The organism is Petralouisia muris (assembly GCF_004793545.1).
GTDB lineage: Bacteria > Bacillota > Clostridia > Lachnospirales > Lachnospiraceae > Petralouisia > Petralouisia muris.
This window is the reverse complement of sequence record NZ_SRYA01000034.1, coordinates 1-22,594: the sequence shown is the minus strand read 5'-3', so window position 1 is coordinate 22,594 and position 22,594 is coordinate 1. Positions and strand designations below refer to the sequence as shown.

The 22,594-nt window shown below is 38.4% G+C and carries 20 protein-coding genes; all 20 read left to right on the top strand.

The window, feature by feature from the left end; translation table 11 throughout:
- The first annotated feature begins 151 nt into the window (after positions 1-151).
- The 20 genes from E5329_RS16355 (at position 152) to E5329_RS16265 (ending at position 22,433) form a co-directional block, all read left to right on the top strand.
- The gene (locus tag E5329_RS16355; protein ID WP_135990544.1) at positions 152-1,030 is read left to right on the top strand and encodes an acetaldehyde dehydrogenase (acetylating); all 879 of its coding nucleotides are present in this window, start codon (positions 152-154) and stop codon (positions 1,028-1,030) included.
- Between the two features lie 2 nt (positions 1,031-1,032).
- On the top strand, positions 1,033-2,046 hold the full coding sequence (gene dmpG / locus E5329_RS16350; protein ID WP_168356656.1) for a 4-hydroxy-2-oxovalerate aldolase: 1,014 nt from the start codon (positions 1,033-1,035) through the stop codon (positions 2,044-2,046).
- Positions 2,047-2,088: 42 nt separating this feature from the next.
- A complete protein-coding gene (locus E5329_RS16345; RefSeq protein WP_135990542.1) occupies positions 2,089-3,750 on the top strand; it encodes a glycosyltransferase in 1,662 nt (553 codons plus the stop codon).
- A 22-nt stretch (positions 3,751-3,772) separates the two neighbouring features.
- Positions 3,773-4,846, top strand: coding sequence for a CDP-glucose 4,6-dehydratase (gene rfbG / locus E5329_RS16340; protein ID WP_135990541.1), 1,074 nt, complete (start codon positions 3,773-3,775; stop codon positions 4,844-4,846).
- Positions 4,847-4,885: 39 nt separating this feature from the next.
- Entirely contained in the window at positions 4,886-5,668 is a 783-nt protein-coding gene (gene rfbF / locus E5329_RS16335; RefSeq protein ID WP_135990540.1) for a glucose-1-phosphate cytidylyltransferase, read from the top strand.
- An 85-nt stretch (positions 5,669-5,753) separates the two neighbouring features.
- Positions 5,754-7,103, top strand: a complete 1,350-nt coding sequence (gene rfbH / locus E5329_RS16330; RefSeq protein ID WP_275443363.1) for a lipopolysaccharide biosynthesis protein RfbH — start codon at positions 5,754-5,756, stop codon at positions 7,101-7,103.
- A 30-nt stretch (positions 7,104-7,133) separates the two neighbouring features.
- Positions 7,134-8,933, top strand: a complete 1,800-nt coding sequence (locus E5329_RS16325) for a thiamine pyrophosphate-binding protein (protein WP_135990539.1) — start codon at positions 7,134-7,136, stop codon at positions 8,931-8,933.
- A gap of 37 nt (positions 8,934-8,970) precedes the next feature.
- Positions 8,971-9,879 (top strand): NAD-dependent epimerase/dehydratase family protein, encoded by a 909-nt coding sequence (locus E5329_RS16320; RefSeq protein ID WP_135990538.1) that lies wholly within the window; start codon positions 8,971-8,973, stop codon positions 9,877-9,879.
- Positions 9,880-10,145: 266 nt separating this feature from the next.
- Positions 10,146-11,366, top strand: coding sequence for a flagellin N-terminal helical domain-containing protein (locus E5329_RS16315; protein WP_135990568.1), 1,221 nt, complete (start codon positions 10,146-10,148; stop codon positions 11,364-11,366).
- 64 nt (positions 11,367-11,430) lie between these two features.
- Positions 11,431-11,826 carry a hypothetical protein gene (locus E5329_RS16310; RefSeq protein ID WP_135990537.1) on the top strand — a complete coding sequence of 132 codons (396 nt, stop codon included), beginning with the start codon at positions 11,431-11,433 and terminating at the stop codon, positions 11,824-11,826.
- Complete coding sequence (locus tag E5329_RS16305) at positions 11,813-13,705, top strand: motility associated factor glycosyltransferase family protein (protein WP_135990536.1); 1,893 nt, start codon at positions 11,813-11,815, stop codon at positions 13,703-13,705. The genes E5329_RS16310 and E5329_RS16305 overlap by 14 nt, the downstream gene beginning before the upstream one ends.
- Positions 13,706-13,708: 3 nt before the next feature.
- The gene (locus E5329_RS16300; protein ID WP_135990535.1) at positions 13,709-14,761 is read left to right on the top strand and encodes a DegT/DnrJ/EryC1/StrS family aminotransferase; all 1,053 of its coding nucleotides are present in this window, start codon (positions 13,709-13,711) and stop codon (positions 14,759-14,761) included.
- A 2-nt stretch (positions 14,762-14,763) separates the two neighbouring features.
- Positions 14,764-15,816, top strand: a complete 1,053-nt coding sequence (locus tag E5329_RS16295; RefSeq protein ID WP_135990534.1) for a lipid II:glycine glycyltransferase FemX — start codon at positions 14,764-14,766, stop codon at positions 15,814-15,816.
- A 33-nt stretch (positions 15,817-15,849) separates the two neighbouring features.
- Positions 15,850-16,851, top strand: a complete 1,002-nt coding sequence (gene neuB, locus E5329_RS16290; protein ID WP_135990533.1) for an N-acetylneuraminate synthase — start codon at positions 15,850-15,852, stop codon at positions 16,849-16,851.
- A 24-nt stretch (positions 16,852-16,875) separates the two neighbouring features.
- Positions 16,876-17,031, top strand: a complete 156-nt coding sequence (locus E5329_RS29835; RefSeq protein ID WP_168356655.1) for a hypothetical protein — start codon at positions 16,876-16,878, stop codon at positions 17,029-17,031.
- A complete protein-coding gene (locus E5329_RS16285; RefSeq protein ID WP_168356654.1) occupies positions 17,012-17,536 on the top strand; it encodes a class I SAM-dependent methyltransferase in 525 nt (174 codons plus the stop codon). Before E5329_RS29835 ends, E5329_RS16285 begins: the two co-directional genes overlap by 20 nt.
- Positions 17,537-17,581: 45 nt before the next feature.
- On the top strand, positions 17,582-18,754 hold the full coding sequence (gene neuC, locus E5329_RS16280; protein WP_135990531.1) for a UDP-N-acetylglucosamine 2-epimerase: 1,173 nt from the start codon (positions 17,582-17,584) through the stop codon (positions 18,752-18,754).
- Positions 18,751-19,410 carry a class I SAM-dependent methyltransferase gene (locus tag E5329_RS16275; protein WP_135990530.1) on the top strand — a complete coding sequence of 220 codons (660 nt, stop codon included), beginning with the start codon at positions 18,751-18,753 and terminating at the stop codon, positions 19,408-19,410. Before neuC ends, E5329_RS16275 begins: the two co-directional genes overlap by 4 nt.
- Before the next feature lie 44 nt (positions 19,411-19,454).
- Complete coding sequence (locus E5329_RS16270) at positions 19,455-21,728, top strand: glycosyltransferase (protein WP_135990529.1); 2,274 nt, start codon at positions 19,455-19,457, stop codon at positions 21,726-21,728.
- Between the two features lie 15 nt (positions 21,729-21,743).
- Positions 21,744-22,433 (top strand): acylneuraminate cytidylyltransferase family protein, encoded by a 690-nt coding sequence (locus tag E5329_RS16265; RefSeq protein WP_135990528.1) that lies wholly within the window; start codon positions 21,744-21,746, stop codon positions 22,431-22,433.
- Positions 22,434-22,594: the final 161 nt, after the last annotated feature.

Sequence of the window (22,594 nt, the reverse complement as noted above, 5' to 3'; positions counted from 1 at the left end):
GAGGCGATATACCATTAAAGGTAAGAGGAATGGATTGGCTCTGTTTCTCTTTTTTTGTTCGGAAAATTGGCATTTCTACTTTATGATCCATTGATTACCTATAAATTTTTTATAATCAAAAAAGAATAATAAATAACTTGAGGTATTAGTTGTGATAAGGGCAAAAATAGGAATATTAGGGACAGGCAATATAGGCACAGATTTATTAATGAAAATTTTGAATACAAAATCATTAGAATGCACGATTTTTGCTGGTCATAATCCAGATTCTGCAAATATTAAAATGGTTTCCGATATGGGAATTTGCACTTCGGTTGATGGGATTGAAGCATTGGTAAAATATCAGAATAGCATTGATATTATAATTGATGCCACCAGTGCAAAAGCACATTTGCACCATAACAAAATGTTGGAAAGCTTGGGGAAATATGTTATAAACTTAACACCTACAGAAACAGGAAAAAAATGTGTGCCATATATTAATGGGGATGAATGTGTAAGGTGCAGGGAAGTAAATATGATAACTTGCGGAGGTCAAGCTACGATTCCTTTGGCATATGCTGTTTTACAAACTGGATGCAATGTGTCATATATTGAAACAGTATCAACGATATCAGCGAAATCAGCGGGAAAGGCTACGAGAGAGAATATAGATGAATTTATCGAGACAACATCTGGTGCAATGAAAATGTTTACAGGTGTCGATAAAACAAAATCTATTATGATCATCAATCCCAATGAACCACCAGTGAATATGCGAAATACAATATATTTTCAAATAGATCAAGGGGATTTCAGAGAAATATGTGAGATTGTAGGAAGAACGGAATTGCAAGTTAAAAAATATGTACCAGGTTATAAAATAATTGTTGAGCCTTCTTTTATAGATAATATATTGGCAATTACAGTTGAAGTGTCTGGAAATGGGGATTTTCTCCCAGAGTATGCTGGGAATCTTGACATTATAACTTGTGCAGCGATAGAAATGGCAGAAAAATATTATAATAATGTTTTGATTAAGGAGCGATGAATTTGAGACAGCCATTAATTTTTGATTCTACTTTACGGGATGGTTCCCATGCCGTGAAACAGAATTTGACAGAAAAACAGATAAGAGAATATTGCAAGGCAATAGATGGATGTGGAAATTATGTATGTATCGTTGGTCATGGAAATGGTTTAGGCGCATCTTCCATTCAAATGGGGTTGAGTGGGCTGGATGAAATAGATATGTTAAAAATTGCAAGAGAAGAGCTGAAAAAAACGTCCTTGGGAGCATTTATTACTGTTGGGTTTGGAACCATTAAGAATCAGATTATTCCAGCGATAGAAGCAGGCGCAACTATATTTTGTGTAGCATGCCATTGTACGGAAGCAGATACAACAAAACCCCATATTTCATATTTGGTTTCGAAAGGAATTGAAGTGTATGGCGTATTGATGATGTACCATATGGCGTCAAAAGAGAGATTATTGGATGAGGCTAAAAAAATTGAGAGTTATGGTGCAAAAGGAGTTATATTAATGGACTCTGCCGGAACATCTACATTAGAAAAGGTGAAAGATGTAGTTGGGTATTTATCATCTGAGTTAAATATTACGATAGGCTTCCATTCACATAATAATTTTGGGATGGCAGTGGCTTTATCGTATGTAGCATATCAGTCAGGGGCAGATATTATGGATGGTACTTTGCGCGGATTTGGTTCAGGAGCAGGAAATTGCCAGTTGGAAGCTTTAGTAGCGTTGTTTGAGAAAGAAGGAATTAAGTCCGGTGTAAATTTAAAGAAAATGTTAGAAGTGAGTGAAAAGATTGTACAGCCGATGTGGGAATATAAAACCCCGGTCAATGATATTAGTATTGTAAGCGGCTATGCAGGGGTAGTTTCGACTGTAAAGCATAAAGTTTTGAAAATAGCACAGGAGTATCATGTTTCTGGAAGTGATATATTTCTAGAATTGGGGAAACGGAATGTAATAGCGGGAGAAGATGATGTTATTTTAGAAGTTGCGGAAAAATTGAAGTCAAAAATGTTATCTCATTAAATAGGAGGCGGCAAATGGAACATTTATGGAGGGATTTATAATATGAATGAAATAGGAGAAGCCTATTACCAGGCAGCTTTCGTGTTTTTTGAAAGCCAGCAATATGACAAGGCAGTTGAAAATTTTATAAAAGCGTATAGGCATGGGACACATCGGAAAGAAATTTTGGATCATTTATATTCATGTTTTATTGCGCCTAATGAAGCAGAATTTAAAAAAAATTATCAAGAGAACAGAAAAGAGATGCTGGATATCCCATACGAAGAATTAGAAATAGATTTTATTCCAGTTTCGGATTCAAAATTTTATCTGTTCCATCGTCCTTCTGAAGAATTTGCGGGTTCTTTCCAATTGGATGATACATCTATTATGTCAGATGATGTGGATTTTGAAAGTATTTTGGTTGCAGATTATTGGGATTTCCGGCAGATATTGCCTTTTATGAAAGAAACAACCTGGGATACCGTATATATTTTACTGAATCAGCAGGCAGCGGGTTTTGCTTCTTTTTTTAAGCTGCCGCGTTTTCATGAACTTTATATGGAGAATGTAGTAATTTTTCAAGACACAGAAATAATGAAAATATTTTTTGATGAGTATTCAGATTACTATCTGCCAAAAAAAATTCTGGCGTCAAGTGATAAATACGAATTTATTTTGAATCATATACATAGAAAACGGATTAAGTATTTGTCACAACAAAGGGACAATGTATTTCTTTCTATTATTATTCCCAGCTATAATCGTGGCAGAAGGACATTATCTGCAGTAGAAGAGATTTGCCGCTCTAACTATGACAGTGAAATTGAGATAATTGTTTCTGACAATGGTTCAGATTTATATGTTTCGGAGTATGAAGCTATTCAGCAAATGCATGATACAAGGGTAAGATATAATCGTAATAAATATAATATGGGCTTTTTAGAAAATGTTGTTAGGGGATTGGAGATGGCAAAAGGGAAATATGCTGTTTTGAGCAGTGATGAAGATATAATGTTGATTGAGAATTTGCCTCATTATTTTAATTTGTTCAAAAAGTATAGAGAATGCGGAGTGTTTATAACAGGTGGTTTTGGGAAAAATAATTTTCCGCCGCTTGAAGAAGAATCCGTACAACTTCATGGGTTTAAAGCTATAATAACAGGGATAAACCGAACCTATATGACAGGGATTGGGTATAATATGGCTCTGATTCATCAAATGGGTTTATTAGAATATTTACGGCAGCATGCAGACAACATAATGGTTGATTATTATCCTCATTGCATATTAAATTTTAAATTAGCTTTAGTGAGTGCTATATTAGAATGTGGACAGCTCCCATTGTGGTTGGAAGAAGCAGAGGAGGAAGAAGATGATGAAAGTTTAAAGTCATATATGACCATTGAATCAAGGGAACAGCAATATGTGGGTGCCGTAAAGGTATTTATTGATAGTGGTATGTCCGGAAATATACTTTGTCACTTGTATGTAGAACGCTGCTGGAAATTTTTTTATCTATTGTATCTTTCAATTATTTATTATCCAGACTATTTAAAAAAAAATAATATGAAATGGGAGAGTGTTTTGGAAGACGCAAGGAGAAGAGCTGAAAAAAATCTGAGCCTATTGGAAAATTATACAACATTGGAAGAGAGAGCAGGTCTTCGGGAACAAATTGCTGAATTATTTTTGGAATACAGAAAAAAGGATGTACACAGATAAATACTTTGGAAGGTACAATAGTATGACAATAGATATAAAGTTTTTCCAGGGGAAGAGAGTATTGATAACAGGGCATACCGGTTTCAAAGGAAGCTGGCTAAGTAAAATACTATGTGACATGGGTGCAGAAGTCGTTGGATATTCGTTAGAGCCATTAGCCCATCCGTCTCTTTTTGAATTGGCAGGCTTAAAACATAGGGTGCATTCCGTAATTGGTGACATACGGGATTTTAATCATTTAAAGAAGATCTTTGTCAATGAGAATCCAGAGATCGTGTTTCATTTGGCTGCACAGCCGATTGTCCGTGAATCCTATAAGAATCCGAAAGGAACTTACGAAATCAATGTGCAGGGGACGGTTAACCTCTTGGAATGTGTGAGGCAATCGAAAAGCGTAAAATCTGTGGTGAATATCACAACAGACAAGGTATATGATAATCAGGAATGGGAATGGGGATACCGGGAAGATGACAGATTGGATGGATTTGATCCCTATTCAAACTCCAAATCCTGTTCGGAACTGATAACGCATAGTTATAACCGCTCATTTTTAAAAGAAAAAGGTATAGCTGTTTCTACTATGCGTGCTGGAAATGTCATTGGTGGGGGAGATTTTTCAAAAGATCGTATTATACCTGACTGTGTAAAAGCTATGCAAAGGAAGGAAAAGATCATTGTCCGCAATCCATATTCTGTCCGGCCATATCAGCATGTGCTGGAACCTCTGCATGCTTATTTGGTGGTAGCCTGGCAGCAGGCAATCCATCCGGAATATGCAGGATGTTTTAATGTAGGGCCGGAAGAAAAAGATTGTATCACGACAGGGGAGCTGGTGCAATTGTTTTGCGAGAAATGGGGGCCAGATGCCTCTTGGGAAACACAATCCTTAGAGGGGCCTCATGAAGCGAGTTTTTTAAAGCTTGATTGTTCCAGAATAAAGAGCAGATTTCATTGGAAACCGGTATGGAATATTGAGAAAGCTGTGGGAAAAACAGTGGAATGGACAAAAGCTTATATGAGGAAAGAATCTGTCTGTGATTGTATGGATAGGCAATTGCAGGAATTTTGGAAAGAATCATCCATAAGAGACAGCTGAGAATAGAGATGCAGAGAAGAGTTACAAGGAGAAAAATCCATGAAAGTTGTTATTTTAGCCGGCGGATATGGCACACGAATCAGTGAAGAAAGCCAATGGAAGCCAAAGCCGATGATTGAGATTGGAGGAAAACCGATTCTATGGCATATAATGAAAGGATATTCTCATTATGGTTTCCATGATTTTGTGATTTGCGCAGGATATAAGCAGCATATGGTGAAGGACTGGTTTTCGGATTATTTTTTACATAACAGCGATGTGACATTTGATTTTTCAAAAGGAAAGCGTGACGTCTTAATCCATAATCATTTTTGTGAACCCTGGAAGGTTACAGTGGTGGATACTGGGTTAAATACAATGACTGGCGGCAGGATTAAAAGGATACAGCCCTATATTGAGAATGAGCCATTTATGCTGACTTATGGAGATGGCGTCTGTGATGTTAATATACAAAAACTGTTGGAATTTCATAGGTCACATGGAAAAATTGCAACATTGACAGCGGTAATGGTAGAACAGCAAAAAGGAATTATGGATATCGGCGGCGATAATGCAGTCCGTTCTTTTCGTGAAAAGAATAAAAATGACGGAGTATTGATTAATGCAGGATATATGGTGTTTGATCCGGAAATATTCGGATATCTGGATGGAGATCAGACTGTCTTTGAGAAAGAACCATTTGAACGTCTGGTATCGGAAGGGCAGTTGATGTCTTATACCCATAAAGGTTTTTGGCAATGTATGGATCATAAAAGGGAAAAGGACATGTTGGAAAAACTTTGGGAAACGGGACAGGCTCCCTGGAAAGTCTGGAAAGATTAAAGGAAGATGCACAGGCTAAAACGGAATGGTATGGCAGTAGGGAACGGATGTTCTGAGATGAATAGAAAGATTGAGGAAAGTGTAAATGTTAAAATTTAATAGCATGACAGAACAGGAAGCAAGAAAAGAGATTTTAGGTATTGTTGCGGAATACTGTATGACATATCATAATCAGAAAGAATATAAGACAGGGGATAGGATTCCATACGCTTCGCGGGTGTACGATCAGGAGGAAATGTGCAGTTTAGTGGATTCGGCACTGGAATTTTGGCTGACGTCAGGAAAATATACGGATGAATTTGAAGGCTCTCTGGCAGAGTATTTGGGAGTTGGATATTGTTCTATGGTTAATTCCGGTTCATCTGCAAATTTAAATGCTTTTATGGCCCTGACATCGCCGTTGCTGGAGGAGCGTCAGATACGTCCTGGAGATGAAATGATTACCGTTGCAGCAGGCTTTCCAACCACAGTTACGCCTGCAATACAGTATGGCGTGACGCCGGTATTTATTGATGTTACAATTCCTCAATATAATCTGGATATTACCCAGTTAGAAGAAGCGCTGTCGGACAGGACAAAAGTTGTGATGGCATCGCATACGCTGGGAAATCCCTTTGATCTGTATGCAGTGAAATCCTTTTGTGAAAAACATAATTTATGGCTGATTGAAGATAACTGTGATGCATTGGGCAGTAAATATGTTATAGATGGCGAGGAAAAGTTTACAGGCACAATCGGCGATATTGGAACTTCGTCCTTTTATCCGCCCCATCATATGACAATGGGAGAAGGCGGGGCAGTTTATACAAATAACCCACTGCTGCATAAATGTATTCGTTCCTTCCGTGATTGGGGACGGGACTGCACATGCCCTTCCGGGAAAGACAATCTATGCGGCCACAGGTTTGACAGACAGTATGGGGAACTTCCCATGGGATATGATCATAAATATGTATATTCCCATTTTGGATATAATTTAAAAGCTACAGATATGCAGGCGGCGATAGGATGTGCTCAGCTTAAGAAATTTCCGGAATTTGTGAAAAAGCGAATGCGAAATTTTGAGCGGCTGAAATCAAATCTTGCAGAGTTGAAGGAATGGCTGATTCTCCCAGAGGCATGTGCAAATTCTGTTCCCAGTTGGTTTGGTTTTTTGATTACCTGCAGGGAGGGAATTGACCGGAACAAAATGGTTTCCTGCCTTGAGGCGAAAGGCATACAAACCCGTATGTTGTTTGCCGGGAATTTGATCAAACATCCATGCTTTGACCAGATGCGGAAGGAGAAAAGAGGATATCGTGTGGTTGGCAAACTGGAGAATACGGATCGGATTATGAAGGATGCTTTTTGGGTTGGCGTTTATCCGGGAATGACAGATGAAATGATAGATGATATGTCACAGGTGATTGTTGAAGCAGTAAAAGAACAAATTTGAAGGTAGATAGGTTTTTATCAGGAGGTAAAAATGCGAGTATGTGATTTAGTGGCAGATTATATTTACAACAGTGGGATAGAGGATGTTTTTATGATTTCCGGCGGCGGGGTTATGTTTCTTACAGATGGTCTTGCATGTAATCAGAAATTAAATAAAATATGCTGCCATCATGAGCAGGCTGTGGCAATGGCTGCTGCGGCATATGCAAAGTATAAAGGGATTGGCTGTGCATATGTAACAACAGGCTGCGGCGGTACCAATGCGATTACAGGGGTATTGAACGCATGGCAGGATAATGTTCCGTGTGTGTTTATTTCCGGACAGTGTAAGCGCAGGGAAACACTGGGGTATATCAATCTTCCAATCCGTCAGGTTGGCGTCCAGGAAGCAGATATCATATCGATTGTCAGCTCAATTACAAAGTATGCGGTAATGGTTGAACATGCAGAAGATATATTATATCATTTGGAAAAGGCGTTATTTTTGGCGGGAAATGGAAGACCCGGCCCGGTATGGCTGGACATACCTATGGATATTCAGTCAGCGGAAATAGAGGAAACAGACTTGCGCCATTTTGAACCGGAAGAATTAAAGCCATTGAAGGAAAAAATCCATCCAAAAGAAGTGGAGGGGCTTGTACATGATCTGAAAAATGTCAAACGTCCGGTTATCATTGCAGGCCATGGGATACGGCTGGCAGGTGCAGTAGAAGAATTCTCAGAATTTGTGCATAAACATCAAATCCCTGTTGTATGTTCCAGGCTTGGTACGGATGTAATGCCTACAATGGATGAGTTAAATATCGGAAGAATAGGAAATAAGGGGACGCGGGCTGCTAATTTTGCACTGCAGAATGCTGACTTGGTGATTGCGGTTGGCAGCAGGCTGAGCGTAAGCAGTACAGGGCAGGAGTATGAATATTTTGCGAGAGAGGCAAAAGTAATTGCGATTGATATTGATAAATATGAGCATTTGAAAAATACAGTCCATGTTGAGCAGATTATCCAGGCAGATGCGAAAGATGCATTGCAAAAACTGCTGTCAGAGTGTAAGGAATGTGATTATGGCCAATGGGCGAAAAAATGCCTGGAATGGAAGAATTCGTATCCGGTTTGTTTAGAGGAATATTATAGAGATGATTCTCAGGGAATTAATATGTATTTATTTGTTGAGGAATTGTCAAAATATTTCAAAGCTGATTCCGTATTAGTGGCAGATGCAGGTTCTGTGGCCTATGTTCCTGCCCAGGGAATCAAAACGTATGATAAAAGGCAAAGGTATATTGCCAGCGGCGCCCAGGCAGAGATGGGCTTTACATTGCCGGCAGCAATCGGAGTTTGTATTGCAAGAAAGGGCCAGGAGGTGTTGGGAATTACAGGCGATGGAAGCTTTCAGATGAATATACAGGAACTTCAGACGTTAGTGCATCATAAATTACCAGTGAAGTTGTTTGTATGGAATAATGACGGGTATTTATCTATCCGTGCAACACAAAACAAATTTTTTGAGGGGAGATTTATAGGTACAGACAGTGCATCAGGCGTGTCATTTCCGGATATAGAGAAGATAGCTGTTGCATATGGGATAGAATATTTCAGGATTGATACGATTCAGGATATAGAGAAAAAAATGCCGGATATTATGTCTAAAACAGGACCGGTACTATGTGAAGTGAAAATAGTACGTGACCAGGAAGTCATACCATCAGTGAGTTCAAAGAAATTAGAAGATGGCAGATTGGTGTCTGCACCTATTGAAGATATGTATCCATTTTTACCGAGGGATGAATTTAGAGAGCATATGATCGTAAAACCTGTAGAAGAATCATAGAACATATTACAGAAATTTATTAAGGAAATGGATAGCGATGAGAAAAATTATTGTAACTGGCGCCACCAGTATGATAGGCGCTGCACTGATACGGGAATCCATAAAGAGAGAAACGGAGGTACTGGCAATTGTTAGAGAACATTCTCCACATATAGACCGTCTGCCTGAATCAAAGCTATTGAAAGTTTATGAATGTGATTTAAGCAGTCTGGATGCTATTAATGATGTTTCTGATACATATGATGTGTTTTATCACATGGGCTGGGGACATACCTCGAAAGAGGAAAGAAATAATCCTATACTGCAGGAGCCTAATATTAAATATACTTTAGATGCAGTAAATTTGGCGAAAAGACTTGGGTGCCGAAAGTTCATCGGGGCTGGTTCGCAAGCCGAATATGGCAGAGTTAATGCTGTTATTACACCGGATACGCCTGTGAATCCGCTGACCGCTTATGGAATGGCGAAATATAGTGCAGGAATAATGAGCAGTAAGTTATGTGAGCAATCTGGTTTGATACATATCTGGACGAGGATTTTCAGTGTGTACGGCTGCTATGACAGAGAAGAAACTATGATCAGTTATGCTGTGGACAGATTTTTAAAGGGAGAAACGGCTAAGTTTTCGTCCGGAGAACAGATGTGGGACTATCTATATGAGGATGATGCTGGACGGATGTTTTATCTGATTGGAGAACTTGTGAATAAGAACCAGGTGTATTGCATTGCCAGCGGTGAGTCAAAGCCCTTGAAAGAATATATTATGGAATTAAGAGATGTGTGTCAGCCAGGTGGGAACTGTGAATTTGCAAAGAAAGAAGATGATAGATGTACGATAGGTTTGCAGGCGGATATCAATAGTCTTGTTCGGGATATAGGATATAAGCCTGAAATATCTTTTAAAGAGGGCATTGAAAGGGTGATTTGTTGGCGGAAAAGTTACTAAATTATTTCAAAGTATAAATTTAAAATAATTTTTAAAAGGCTATAAAGTCTTTTGAAAATTAACCGATAAAGATAGTGTAAGTCAAAAGTGCAGCATATTAAGTAGTTGCATAAAGGTTTTCAGATAGTTAACCTAGGGACTATCTGAGAATATGATAAGACTGTTTTAACAAAATATAAGTACCAAAGCAAAGGCAGAGGTGATTATATTAATATTTTTTGCAGCATGGAAGCTGCAGTATATTCAAGGAGGAAAATCTTATGGCAATGGTCGTACAACACAACATTACAGCTATCAATTCTAACCGTCAGTTAGGCGTTACAACAAGTGCTCAGGCAAAATCTTCTGAAAAATTATCATCTGGCTACAGAATTAACCGTGCAGGCGATGATGCGGCAGGTTTAAAGATTTCTGAGAAAATGAGAAGCCAGGTTCGCGGTTTGAACCGTGCGTCTACCAATGCACAGGACGGCGTATCCTTAATCCAGACTGCTGAAGGTGCGTTAAATGAAGCTCATTCTATCCTTCAGAGAATGAATGAACTGGCAGTTCAGGGTGCTAATGATACGAATGAAAACATTGACCGTGAAGCTATCAATGAAGAATTAGATCAGCTGACACAGGAATTAGACAGAATCTCCACCACAACTCAGTTCAATAAGCAGAATCTGTTGGATGGAACTTTTACAACCAGAAATCTTCAGGTTGGCGCAAATGCAAATCAGAAGATTCAGATCAGCATTGACAATATGAATGCTGAGACACTGGGATTGAGAGAAATCAAAGGTTTCGAAGCTGGTGTGACTCAGACAGGCAGCAAACCACTTTCTGTAACATATAAAGGAATGACTTATCAGTGGGATGCTTCTAAAGATGCAGCAAGCAATCAGGCTTTGGCAACTCAGGCATTTTCAACAGCAATTATAAATGCTGCTTCCGAAGATCAATATGCACCGCATATGAGCGGAACAGATATATATTACGGTGAATTCAGCACAAATGGTGTTGACCTGACTTCTAATTATTCCACAAAAGTTAGTTGGGCTATGGCGAATGATATCAGTGCAGCTAAAGTAGCTATGAGCAATGCAATGGTTAGCAGCTTTGCAGATTATATTGACAAGACAAATGTTGTTGCAAACGGACCTACAGTTGCAGCTTCTGGCGCTTCTTTCACTTATGATAAGCCCAAGGTAGACTCTTATGCAGTTGCAAATGCGACAATTACTGCTGTACAGAATGCAATTAATAAGGTATCTTCTCAGAGATCTGCACTTGGTGCGATTCAGAACAGATTAGAACATACCATTGCAAACCTGGATAATGTTGCTGAGAATACACAGGCAGCAGAGTCTCGTATCCGTGACCTTGATATGGCTTCTGAAATGGTTGAATACAGCAAGAACAATATTCTTGCTCAGGCTGGACAGTCCATGTTGGCACAGGCTAATCAGTCTACTCAGGGTGTATTATCCTTGTTACAGTAATTAGCTGTAATTAGAAACGATCTAATTTCAAATTATGATATGAAAGAGTATAGAGGAGTTGGCAATGCCAGCTCCTTTATTCATAAAATATAAATTAATGATTAAATTCTTGGAGAAAAGCATGGAAGAGAGAATACAAAATTTATACCAAAAATTAAGAGATATCTCTGCTTTATATTTGATTTATCGTATGCAGAACAACGTAGAACAAGTAAAGAAAATAATACCAGAAATACAGGAATTTGTGTTATGGTTTCTGGATGGAAATAGATTTGGGATAGAAGAAGGACTATACCAGGGAATGTGCCAGAATGTTATTGTAATTTTAGATGATATTTTACAGGCGATGAAACAGGAAGATATAGTATTGCTTCATGATGCGGTAGCTTACGGTTTGATGGAGTATCTTCAATTATTTGTTGAAGAAGAGCAGGAGGAAGGAACGGATGACAGTCTATGAAAAGAATCTGAAAGTATTGGCAGAACATTATCCGGGAATGGATACAATGATTGAAGAAGCTAGAAAAACAATGAAACCAAAATTGAAAATTATAGAGGAAACAGCTTATAGCGGGGAGACGATTTTAAAAATAGAGAAGGAGGATAAGGCCTATTATTTAAATGGTAAGCGGAATACGGTGGAACCAGCTCAGATTTGGGTGGAAACCTTGGGAGAACTTCAGCCTAATGCAACGGTTTTGATGGTAGGAACCGGAAACCCGTCCTATTTAAAACAGTTAGCGGAACATACAGAAAACAGAATTACAATTATTATATATGAACCATCTATCCAGATCTTTTTGAAGTTTTTGGAAATGGCAGAATTAGAGTCATGGATGAAAAAGCATCTGATTGTGTTTTGGGTGGACGGATTGAAGGATATGGATCAAAAACATATGGAAGGAATTTTGCAAAGTGTTTTGATCTATGAGATGCTGAATTTTTCCAAAAATATTGTTCTTCCCAATTATGGTAAATTATTTCCGGAAGAAACAGTCGGGTTTATGAAAACATGCCGTGATATTGCGTTAAGGGAAACGATGGATTTCAATACTAAAAATGTTTTTTCAGCTGTTATGGTAAAAAATTTATTCCTTAATGCGAGATACTTATGCAACGGCTATAAAACCACCCAGCTTCCTGATGTAATTCCTCGGGATATTCCGGGAATTCTGGTGGCAGCGGGGCCTTCCCTCAATAAAAATATTCAGGAATTAAAGAAAGCAAAAGGGAAAGCGTTTATTGTTGCGGTGGATACTGCAATGAAGCCTTTGCTGCAGGCGGGGATAAAACCAGATATGTACGCAATTGTTGACGCAATGAAGCCGTTGGATCTTGTTAAAATAGAAGAATCAAGGGAAATTCCCCTTTTAACTACGTTAAATGCGGCGCCGGAAATATTGGAGTACCATAAAGGCATGAAATTTTTCTTTAATGAAGGATACCAATTTGCAGAAAGAATATTTTTGAAAAGCGGCCAGAAGATAGGGGATGTATCCTGCGGCGGGTCGGTTGCCACAAGCGTATTTTCGTTATTATATAAAATTGGAATTGATACAGTTATTCTAGTAGGGCAGGATTTGGCTTATACAGACAATAAATCCCATGCGGACGGAACTTTTCATGAAGTTATGGAGCAGGTTAACACCAGTCGTTTTAGGATGGTGGAGGGAAATTATGAGGAAAAAGTTCCAACAAGAAATGATTTTAAGGTGTTTATTGATTGGTACAATATGTACATAGAAGGATGCCAGAATCATAGAAAGAATTTCCGCGTAATTAATGCCACTGAAGGCGGAGCAAAGATCCAAAATACAGAGATTATGACTTTGCGGGAGGCAATTCAAAAAGAATGTACCAAAGAGGTGAATATTCAGGAATGTCTCGGAAAGCTGCCGTTCATGTTGGATGAGGGGGCGAAAGAGTGGGCTGTAAAGTATCTGAAAGGTTTGGGCGGAGAGTTCCAGAAACTATCAGAAAATTCGCAGAAAATAGTAAAACTATATCAAAAATTGGATAAAATATGCAAGAGGAGAATGATTGATCAAAAGGAATATTTGAATTTATTAAAGAAAATTGAGCGGAAGATGGAGGATATTGGGAAGAAAAGTACCTATCAATTGGTGATGATCACCATGAATAATGCCCAGTATATTTTAAGTAATGAGCAGTTTTTGGTAAAGGATTCTATCCGGGAAGAAGGAAAAGAAATGGCAAGAAAGGGAATTCTTTATATGAAGAATGTAGCGGAGATGGCCAAGGTATTTAAAGAGTTTGCAGAAGAAATCTTTACAGATGGGATGGAGGAAGTAAATGCTCCGCCCAGGGATGAGGAATAATTTATGGAGCTTGGCAGTAATTTTGAATTAGATATCTCCAGCTTGCATAATACAGAAAACAACATATTTCGTTATTTAGAGTTGTATCATACTTGGTACATGGACAGCGGGCGCAGTGCTTTAGCTGTCCTGAATCAAGTGTTAACTTCGGGAATCATTCTGCTGCCCTCTTATATCTGCGAATCTGTGGTAAAGGTATATCGGGAAAATTTTTCAATCGTATTTTATAAAATCAAGAGAGATTTTACTGTTGATACAGAGGATTTGGACAGTAAACTTTCAGAGAACGTCACCGCTGTTTATCTTATGCATTATTTTGGGCAGATGCAGGATGAGACGTTTTTAAATTGGTTAAATAGAAACAGGAGACAGTATGGTTTTGTTATTATTGAAGATACTACCCACAGTATTTTTACAAAAAGAAGAACCATAGGAGACTATTGTGTCTGCAGTCTGCGCAAATGGTTTCCCGTTCCGGATGGTGGGGTATTGTATTCCGAAAATGAGCGGATGGATATTTCTTTCGCGGATATATCTGCAAAAAATCCATCGGCACTTTTGGAAGCCATGATTCTGAAAAAACTGTATATTGAAGGGAAAGCAGATTGCAATGAATTGTACCGGAAGATTTTTACAGAAGAGGAAGAGAAGCTGGACAAACAGAAGGAAATATATAGGATTTCTGGATTATCCCGGAGCTTATTAAAGTATTTTTCAATTGATGATTTGAAAGAAAAAAGAAGAAAGAATTATCGGATGCTGCGAAATGCATTGCAGAAATGCGGAATGGAATTAGCCCTGGAAGGTAAGCAGATGGTTCCCCTCGCCTGTCCTGTTTATTTGAATGGCAGGGATGAATTTCGCCAGTATCTGGCGGAGCATCGGGTCTATTGCGCCGTACATTGGCCATTGGCCGGAACCGGTTTGGAGGATCATAAAGATGCAAAAGAAATGTCAGAGCAAATTCTATCACTACCGATAGATCAAAGATATGGGGCAGAACATATTCGGTATTTAACAGAACTGATAAGAGATTACGTAAAAATCAGGAGATAGCTATGGAAATAATTCCAATAGAGAAAAAGGAAAAATGGAACAGCACAATAAAAAGTTTTCGGGATTGGGATATTTATTATCTTAATGAATATGCCTGTTCCTTACAGTTGCATGGTGACGGACAGCCTGTTTTAATTTATCATGAGCAAAATGGGGGACAGCTGTGTTATGTAATGATGCAGGAGGATATTGCAAAGTTTTTACCGCTGTCTTCTTATTTAAAATCAGATACCTATTACGACTGGACGACCCCTTACGGGTATGGAGGGCCTTTAACAGAAGGTGATATAACAACGGAATGGGTTGAAAATTTCATAAGAGAGCTGAGCGAATGGTGCAGGAATCATAAAATAATTTCTCAATTTTTCCGTTTTCATCCGTTATTGCAGAATCAAAGAGCGATTGAGAACGTGTGCGATACTGTGTATATGAAAAAGACAGTTTATATGGATACCGCAGACAAAGAGATTATATTTAAGAATATGACTCCCAATAATAGAAATATGGTTCGTAAAGCCCTGAAATATGGAGTAGAAATTGTAAAAGATAAAGGTGAGAGGGCAGAAGAATTTCAGAATATATATGAAGCAACGATGAGAAATAATGAAGCAGAAGATTATTATTATTTTAAACGGGAATATTTTGAATATATAAATCATCACATGAAAGAGAATATAATATACTTTTACGCCGTTTATCAGGGAATGCCTGTCAGTGCTTCTATCTTTTTTTATAATAAAAAATATATGCATTATCACTTGTCTGGAACATTACCGGAATATCGGAAACTGGCGTCGGCTAATTTGCTGCTGAGCACGGCTGCTGACTGGGCGGCGGAACAGGGGATCAAGGAATTCCATTTGGGAGGCGGAGTGGGAACTGAAGACAGTCTTTTGACTTTTAAGAAGCATTTTAACAGGAAGGGATTGTTGGATTTTTGCATTGGAAGGAATATTTTTGATCCACAGGCATTTGATGAATTAGTGTCCCTAAGAAGAGAAAAAGATCAGACTTTTGATGACGCTAAGCAGTTTTTAATTAAATACAGAGCTTAATATGCAAAAGGAAGTGACGGAGCGGAGGAGAGAATGGAAAAAAAAGTATTTATCATAGCAGAAGCAGGCGATAATCATAACGGAGATTATAAGCTGGCCCTTCAATTAGTAGATAAGGCTGTGGAAGCCGGGGCGGATTGTGTAAAATTCCAAACGTTTGTGACAGAAAATGTAATTTCAAAGTTTGCTCAAAAAGCAGAATATCAGAAGGAAAATACGGGGAGTGAGGAAAGTCAGTTTGATATGGTAAAAAAACTGGAACTGTCTTTTGAACAGTTCCGTTCTATACAACAGTACTGTAAGGAAAAAGGAATTATGTTTCTGTCCACTCCATTTGATCTGGAAAGTGTTGATTTTTTGGAGGAGATTGGAATCCCCTTTTGGAAAATACCTTCAGGAGAAATTACAAATCTTCCATATTTAGAGAAGATTGCCAGTACAGGAAAAGACATTATTTTATCCACAGGCATGTGTACGATGGATGAAATTGAGAGAGCTCTTTCTGTCCTGAGGAAAAATGGAGCGGGTCAAATTACGCTTCTCCACTGCAATACAGAATATCCTACCCCAATGGAAGACGTAAATTTGCATGCAATGAGAAAAATGGAAGATGTATTTCAGGTTCCGGTGGGATATTCAGATCATACCGCAGGAATTGAGGTTCCTATAGCCGCAGCAGCTTTAGGGGCATCTGTCATAGAGAAACATTTTACGCTGGATAAAAATATGGAAGGGCCGGATCATAAGGCAAGCCTGGAACCTGAAGAGTTAAAACAGATGGTGGCGTCTATTCGAAATATTGAAAAGGCAATAGGAAGCGGTGAGAAAAAGCCCAGTCCCTCTGAAAAAAAGAATATTTCTATTGCACGGAAAAGCATTGTGGCGAAACGGGATATTAGGAAAGGTGAAAAATTAACAGCGGACAATCTTTCTGTGAAGCGCCCGGGAGACGGCATCAGTCCTATGCGGTGGTATGAGATTGTTGGAACTGCTGCTGTGAAAGACTTTAAAGAAGATGAATTAATTACGGAATAAAATATAAATAAAGGGAGAAGAGAGATGAAATCATTTGATGAAGTATGGGAAAATATTCATGCAACACAAGAGTGGGGGAAGTATCCTTCAGAACAAGTAATACGGTTCGTGGCAAGAAATTATTACGGAAAAGAACGGCATTCCATCAAGATGTTAGATTTTGGAGTGGGGGGGGGGTAACCACACCTGGTATTTAGCCAGGGAAGGGTTCGATACATATGGATTTGACGGTTCTAAGAGCGCTGTCGAGAAAGTCAAAGAGAGATTAAAAGCGGAAGAACTGCAGGCGGATGTAAGGGTTCGGGATGCATTGGAATTAGATTATCAAATGGATTTTTTTGATTGCATTATCGATAGTGCAACGATAGTCTCAAATATGTATGGAAATATAGTGAAAATGTATCAGGAAACTTATCGTCTTTTAAAGCAGGGCGGGAAATTATATTCTATTACTTTTACAACAGGAACAACAGGATGCGGAACTGGTATAGAATTGGAAAAGAATACTTTTAAAGATATTACGGAAGGGAGTTTGAAAGGAAGGGGAACATGTCATTTTTTTGAAAAGGAAGAATTAAATAGTTTGTTAGAAACTATTGGTTTTCAAAAAATTATTATTGACAGCCTGAGATTTACAGACAGAGAGGATATTGTCGAACAGTTTTTAGTGCAGGCAGAGAAATGATAAATTAAAAAATAAGTATGGATGTAAGATAACAGAGGGTTAAAGATGAAAAGAATTTGCGTAGTAACGGCAACACGGGCGGAATATGGTCTTTTGCGGGGTGTGATTCGGAATATTATAAAAGATGATGAGATGGAGCTGATACTTGCAGTTACTGGAACGCATTTATCAAAACATTTTGGGAATACTGTGGCGGAAATCAAAGAAGATGGATTTCCGATTGCGGAGCAGATTGAAATTTTGCAAAAGAATGATACAGAAATAGATATATGCCATACAATGGCAAATGCCGCAAAATTGTTTGCGGAAATGTATGCCCGCCAAATGCCGGATATGATAGTGGTGGAGGGCGATCGCTATGAATTGCTTCCCATCTGCAGCAGCGCAATGATATTTGGAATTCCTATTGCCCATATTTCCGGTGGCGAGGTAACAGAGGGCGCCATAGATGATGCAGTGCGTCATTGCATTACGAAAATGAGTTATCTGCATTTTCCGGCATGTGAAACATACCGGAGAAGAATTATCCAGTTGGGAGAGGCGCCGGAACGAGTGTTTAACTATGGGGATGTGGGTGTAGAAAATATCAGGAAGATGGAGTATCTTTCGCAAACGGAATTAGAGAAATTTTTGGGAATTTCTCTGGAAAAACCATATGCAAGTCTGACATTCCATCCGGTTACATTGGAAAAGGCTTCGGCGCAAAGACAAACGGAGGAAGTAATATCTGCGCTGAGATTATTTCCTGATATAAATTTTATAGTTACGTTAGCCAATGCAGATTTACAGGGGCAGATAATCAATAAAATATTCCAAGACAGTATGAAAGAATGCAAGAATATTTTTTGCTATACTTCATTAGGAATTCAGCGTTATCTCAGCCTGATAAAAAATGCAGAGTTTGTAATTGGCAATTCTTCCAGCGGAATTGTGGAAGTTCCGTGTTTTGGAATTCCTACGATCAATATTGGGAACAGGCAGAAAGGAAGGCTGCGCGCAAGCAGCATTATTGACTGTAAGCCGGACGTTCAGGCGATAAAAGAGAGCATAGAAAAAGCAATGTCGAAAGAATTTCGGAAAATTGCCAAAGAAACGAAAAATCCTTATGGAGATGGGGATACATCGGAAAATATTGTGAAGACAATGAAAACTTTTCTACAGTCCGGGAAGATAGATTTAAAAAAGAAATTTCATGATATAGAAGGAGAGTTGGTATGAAATCATTTGATGAGACTTGGGAAAAGATCCATGCGGCGCAGGAATGGGGAAAATATCCTTCAGAGCCGGTAATTCGCTTTGTTGCAAGAAATTATTATAATGGGGATCGGAAAGCAGTGAAAATATTGGATTTTGGCTGCGGCGGAGGAAGCCATACCTGGTATTTGGCCAGGGAGGGATTTGATACATATGGATTTGACGGATCTAAAAGTGCAGTGAATAAAGTGGAAGCAAGACTGAAAGAAGAAAAATTACAGGCGGATCTTAGAGTCAGGGATGCTTTAGAACTGGATTACGAAGATGATTTTTTCGATTGCGTCATCGATAATGCAACTGTTTATGCAAATAGAAAAGAAAATATTTTAAAAATGTATCAACAGATATATCGTATGTTAAAAAAGGGCGGGAAATTATTTTCGGTATCTTTCACAACGGGGACTACGGGATTTGGAACGGGAACGAAATTAGAAAAAAATACGTTTTGTGATATTATAGAAGGCGGTTTGGCGGGGAGAGGCATATCACATTTTTATGATGAAAATGAATTAATAAATCTGCTGAAAGAAACCGGTTTTCAGAACATTGTGGCAGATACTTTAAGATTTACGGACAGGGGCAATGTTGTGGAACAATTTTTGGTGCAGGCGGAGAAATAGAAGAAATTTAAATTGAAAAAATAGAGTTTGGAGGAAAGGTGGAAATGGATCGGACAGAGGGATTGATAGATTTTTTTCATAATGACAAAAATAGTTTATTTAAAATTTCAACAGATGAAGTAAGGGATGTAGTGAGTCTTTGTATTATTGTATTAGCAAGGGATGATTATAAAGAAATACTGAAAGTTAAGGCCTTTGAACTGCTGTGCAGTATTGCCAGAGAAGATTTTTTTCCGCTCAAAGAAAGATGGACCTTATATTGGATACTACAGAGAAATTATTTTGTATCAGAATTATTTGACGAGTGCGGGCAGACATTGGAGGAGGTCTATGCGGCTATATATCTTAAAATAGAGAATGCTATGCCGGCTTCTTTGATAGAAGGCGATAAAGTTCAGGAAGAACAAGATGTCATCGTTATTATTACAGATCAGTTTTTGGATTTAAAACACGCTCCGACGAGACGAGTATTGGATTATGCATATACAATTCAGAAAAGATTAGGGATTTCTGTAACTATAATTAATGATTCGGGATTTCATTTGGAGAATTTTCCATATATGAATTTTAATGCGACAGCTAGTTTTGCAGAAGGTTATAATAGGATAAATGAACTTCCATATAAGGGCGAAAAGTTTTCTTTTTATCAAGTGCCGGTAACAATGCCGGATTTGCAGGAAATAGCGAATGTTATTTATAACATTAAAAAATTATCTCCAAGGCTTGTGCTGAATGTGGGCGGCAGCTCATTTACATCTGATTTATGCCGGCATTTTGTGAGGACTGCTACAATTGCATGTACAACTGCTATGCCAGTGAGCATGGCGGATTATTTAGTGCTCAACAGGCAGCTGAGAGATACAGACAAAAAGAAGATAGAAAGGTTACAGCCTTGGCAGAAAGTGGTGGAAGCTGTCTTTAATTATATTATGCCGGATGAGAATACATTGCGTTTTTACACAAGAAAAGAGTTTGGAGTAGCGGAAGACGAATGGCTGATTGTCTCAGCAGGGAACAGAATGCAGGAGGAAATGGATGATGAATTTTTAGAAATGGTAGATCGGGTATTGGGTGAACTGCCTAATAGTCACTTTATGGTAATTGGCGAGATATTTGAAGAAGAGCAGATAGCAGATAAATTTACCAATCGTGAAAAGTTATCTTTTACAGGGGATGTAGAAGATGGAAGTCAGGCAATCCGGCTTGCCGATGTGTACATTCAGCCAAACAGAAAAGGCGGCGGCAGAGCTGCTTTCGAGGCAATGTACCATGGGATTCCAGTAATTACTACAAGGTATGGGGACGCATGGGATGTCTGCGGAAAAGAATTTGGAGTAGGTTCTTATCAGGAAATGGAGGAGCGCTTAAAGAGTTATTATAAGGATGGGGAATTATATAACAGCATGAGAGAAAAGAGCAGGGAAAGAAGTTTGGAATTAGAAGATATGAAAGGAATGTTTGAGAAGCTCTTTTCAAATATTGGCGTGGAGTATCAACAGGGAGATCGGTTCGTAGATGAACTTAAGTTTTATAATATATTTGCAAAGAAGAAAGATGAGGATTTTGGAACGGAACTAAAAGAAAAGGTGGTGAATCTTGAGAATAAACTGGATCAATTGACGCATCTTGCATATGTTACAGAAAGAAGAAGCAGGGACAATGAGTTTGCAGTTGTATTTAATAGTACGATAAATGGCAGTGAATGGCTGAAAGAAGTATCATTATCGCCTGGAAGAGTTGCCATTTCCTATCAGGGATTGTATGTATTGTATCGCTCGCTGGATGAATTTAGGCCAAAGCGTATTTTAGAAATAGGCTTGGGGCAGTCTACCAGGGTGATTGGCGCTTATGCAGAATATTTTCATGCACAGCATTACATTGTGGAGCATGATAAAGATTGGATAGAGTTTTTCCTGGATAAACATGGGGAAAAAAAGGATACAGAAATAGTATGGTTAGAAAGAAAAGAAACTATTTATAAAGGAAGATGGGTTCATACAACTGCACCGATAAAATATTATGACAAATTTGCAGAAACACTCACTGATAAAATATTTGATTTTATTTTTGTGGATGGCCCTCAGGGAAGCGAGGAATATTCCAGAGTAGATATTATGGAAATACTTCCAGAATGTTTGGCTGATTCTTTTGTAATTATGGTAGATGATTCTGAAAGGCCTGGAGAGAGGAAGACAATTGGAGCGATTCTTGGGATTTTAGAGAAGGAAGAGATTGCGTATTCAATATGTGAGATAGATGGGATGAAAAATACGGTATTAATTGTTTCAGAGGATTTAGGATTTTTATGTTCTATCTAAAAATAGGAGTACAATATGAAAAACATTGCAGTCATCCCCGCAAGAAGCGGTTCAAAAGGATTAAAAGATAAAAATATAAAGCTGCTGAATGGCAAGCCATTATTGGCTTATGCCATAGAAGCGGCGCAAAATACGAAATTATTTGACAGAATACATGTTTCCACAGATTCGGAAGAGTATGCAGAAATCGGCATACATTATGGAGCTGATATCCCATTTTTAAGAGATATGGCGACTTCTTCTGATACAGCCCTGATGTGGGACGCCATGCGCTTTGTGCTGAACAAGTATGAAGAATATAAAGAACATTTCGATACTATTACAGTATTACAGCCAACATCTCCTCTTCGGACATCAGAAGATATTGCATGCGCTTTTAGATTTTTCAGGGATAAGCAGGCGAATATGATCTCGTCTGTATGTGAAATGGAACATTCTCCGTTGTGGAGCAATACGCTGCCGGAAGATTTGTCTATGAAAGATTTCGAGGATGAGAAACTGGCATATCTTCCCAGGCAAAGTCTGCCGGTGTATTACCGGGAGAATGGGGCTGTTTATATTTTGAAAGTGGAGCATTTATATTCCGCATCAAATGTTTATAAAGAAAAATGCTATGCTTACATCATGCCCAAACAACATTCCATAGACATTGACGATGAACTTGACTTTGCTATGGCAGAGATTCTTATGAAAAAAATATTCTGAAAGCAGCATGAAGGCTTAGCTGGCACTCAGTGTATGAACAGGTGGAACGAAGGAAGTCAGTACGAGATGTCATGATAGAAAAAGCCTGAAAAACAATAATTTTAGGGGTTCTTTCCAAAGTTAGTTGAATTTACGTCTTAATTCAAGCCGCAACAGCTTCC

Excerpts from the sequence above, each read along its gene's own strand:
- E5329_RS16345 (WP_135990542.1), top strand. The coding sequence starts at position 2,089 with ATGAATGAAATAGGAGAAGCCTATTACCAGGCAGCTTTCGTGTTTTTT.
- rfbG (WP_135990541.1), top strand. The coding sequence starts at position 3,773 with ATGACAATAGATATAAAGTTTTTCCAGGGGAAGAGAGTATTGATAACA.
- rfbF (WP_135990540.1), top strand. The coding sequence starts at position 4,886 with ATGAAAGTTGTTATTTTAGCCGGCGGATATGGCACACGAATCAGTGAA.
- rfbH (WP_275443363.1), top strand. The coding sequence starts at position 5,754 with ATGTTAAAATTTAATAGCATGACAGAACAGGAAGCAAGAAAAGAGATT.
- E5329_RS16325 (WP_135990539.1), top strand. The coding sequence starts at position 7,134 with ATGCGAGTATGTGATTTAGTGGCAGATTATATTTACAACAGTGGGATA.
- E5329_RS16320 (WP_135990538.1), top strand. The coding sequence starts at position 8,971 with ATGAGAAAAATTATTGTAACTGGCGCCACCAGTATGATAGGCGCTGCA.
- E5329_RS16315 (WP_135990568.1), top strand. The coding sequence starts at position 10,146 with ATGGTCGTACAACACAACATTACAGCTATCAATTCTAACCGTCAGTTA.
- E5329_RS16310 (WP_135990537.1), top strand. The coding sequence starts at position 11,431 with ATGCCAGCTCCTTTATTCATAAAATATAAATTAATGATTAAATTCTTG.
- E5329_RS16305 (WP_135990536.1), top strand. The coding sequence starts at position 11,813 with ATGACAGTCTATGAAAAGAATCTGAAAGTATTGGCAGAACATTATCCG.
- E5329_RS16300 (WP_135990535.1), top strand. The coding sequence starts at position 13,709 with ATGGAGCTTGGCAGTAATTTTGAATTAGATATCTCCAGCTTGCATAAT.
- E5329_RS16295 (WP_135990534.1), top strand. The coding sequence starts at position 14,764 with ATGGAAATAATTCCAATAGAGAAAAAGGAAAAATGGAACAGCACAATA.
- neuB (WP_135990533.1), top strand. The coding sequence starts at position 15,850 with ATGGAAAAAAAAGTATTTATCATAGCAGAAGCAGGCGATAATCATAAC.
- E5329_RS29835 (WP_168356655.1), top strand. The coding sequence starts at position 16,876 with ATGAAATCATTTGATGAAGTATGGGAAAATATTCATGCAACACAAGAG.
- neuC (WP_135990531.1), top strand. The coding sequence starts at position 17,582 with ATGAAAAGAATTTGCGTAGTAACGGCAACACGGGCGGAATATGGTCTT.
- E5329_RS16275 (WP_135990530.1), top strand. The coding sequence starts at position 18,751 with ATGAAATCATTTGATGAGACTTGGGAAAAGATCCATGCGGCGCAGGAA.
- E5329_RS16270 (WP_135990529.1), top strand. The coding sequence starts at position 19,455 with ATGGATCGGACAGAGGGATTGATAGATTTTTTTCATAATGACAAAAAT.
- E5329_RS16265 (WP_135990528.1), top strand. The coding sequence starts at position 21,744 with ATGAAAAACATTGCAGTCATCCCCGCAAGAAGCGGTTCAAAAGGATTA.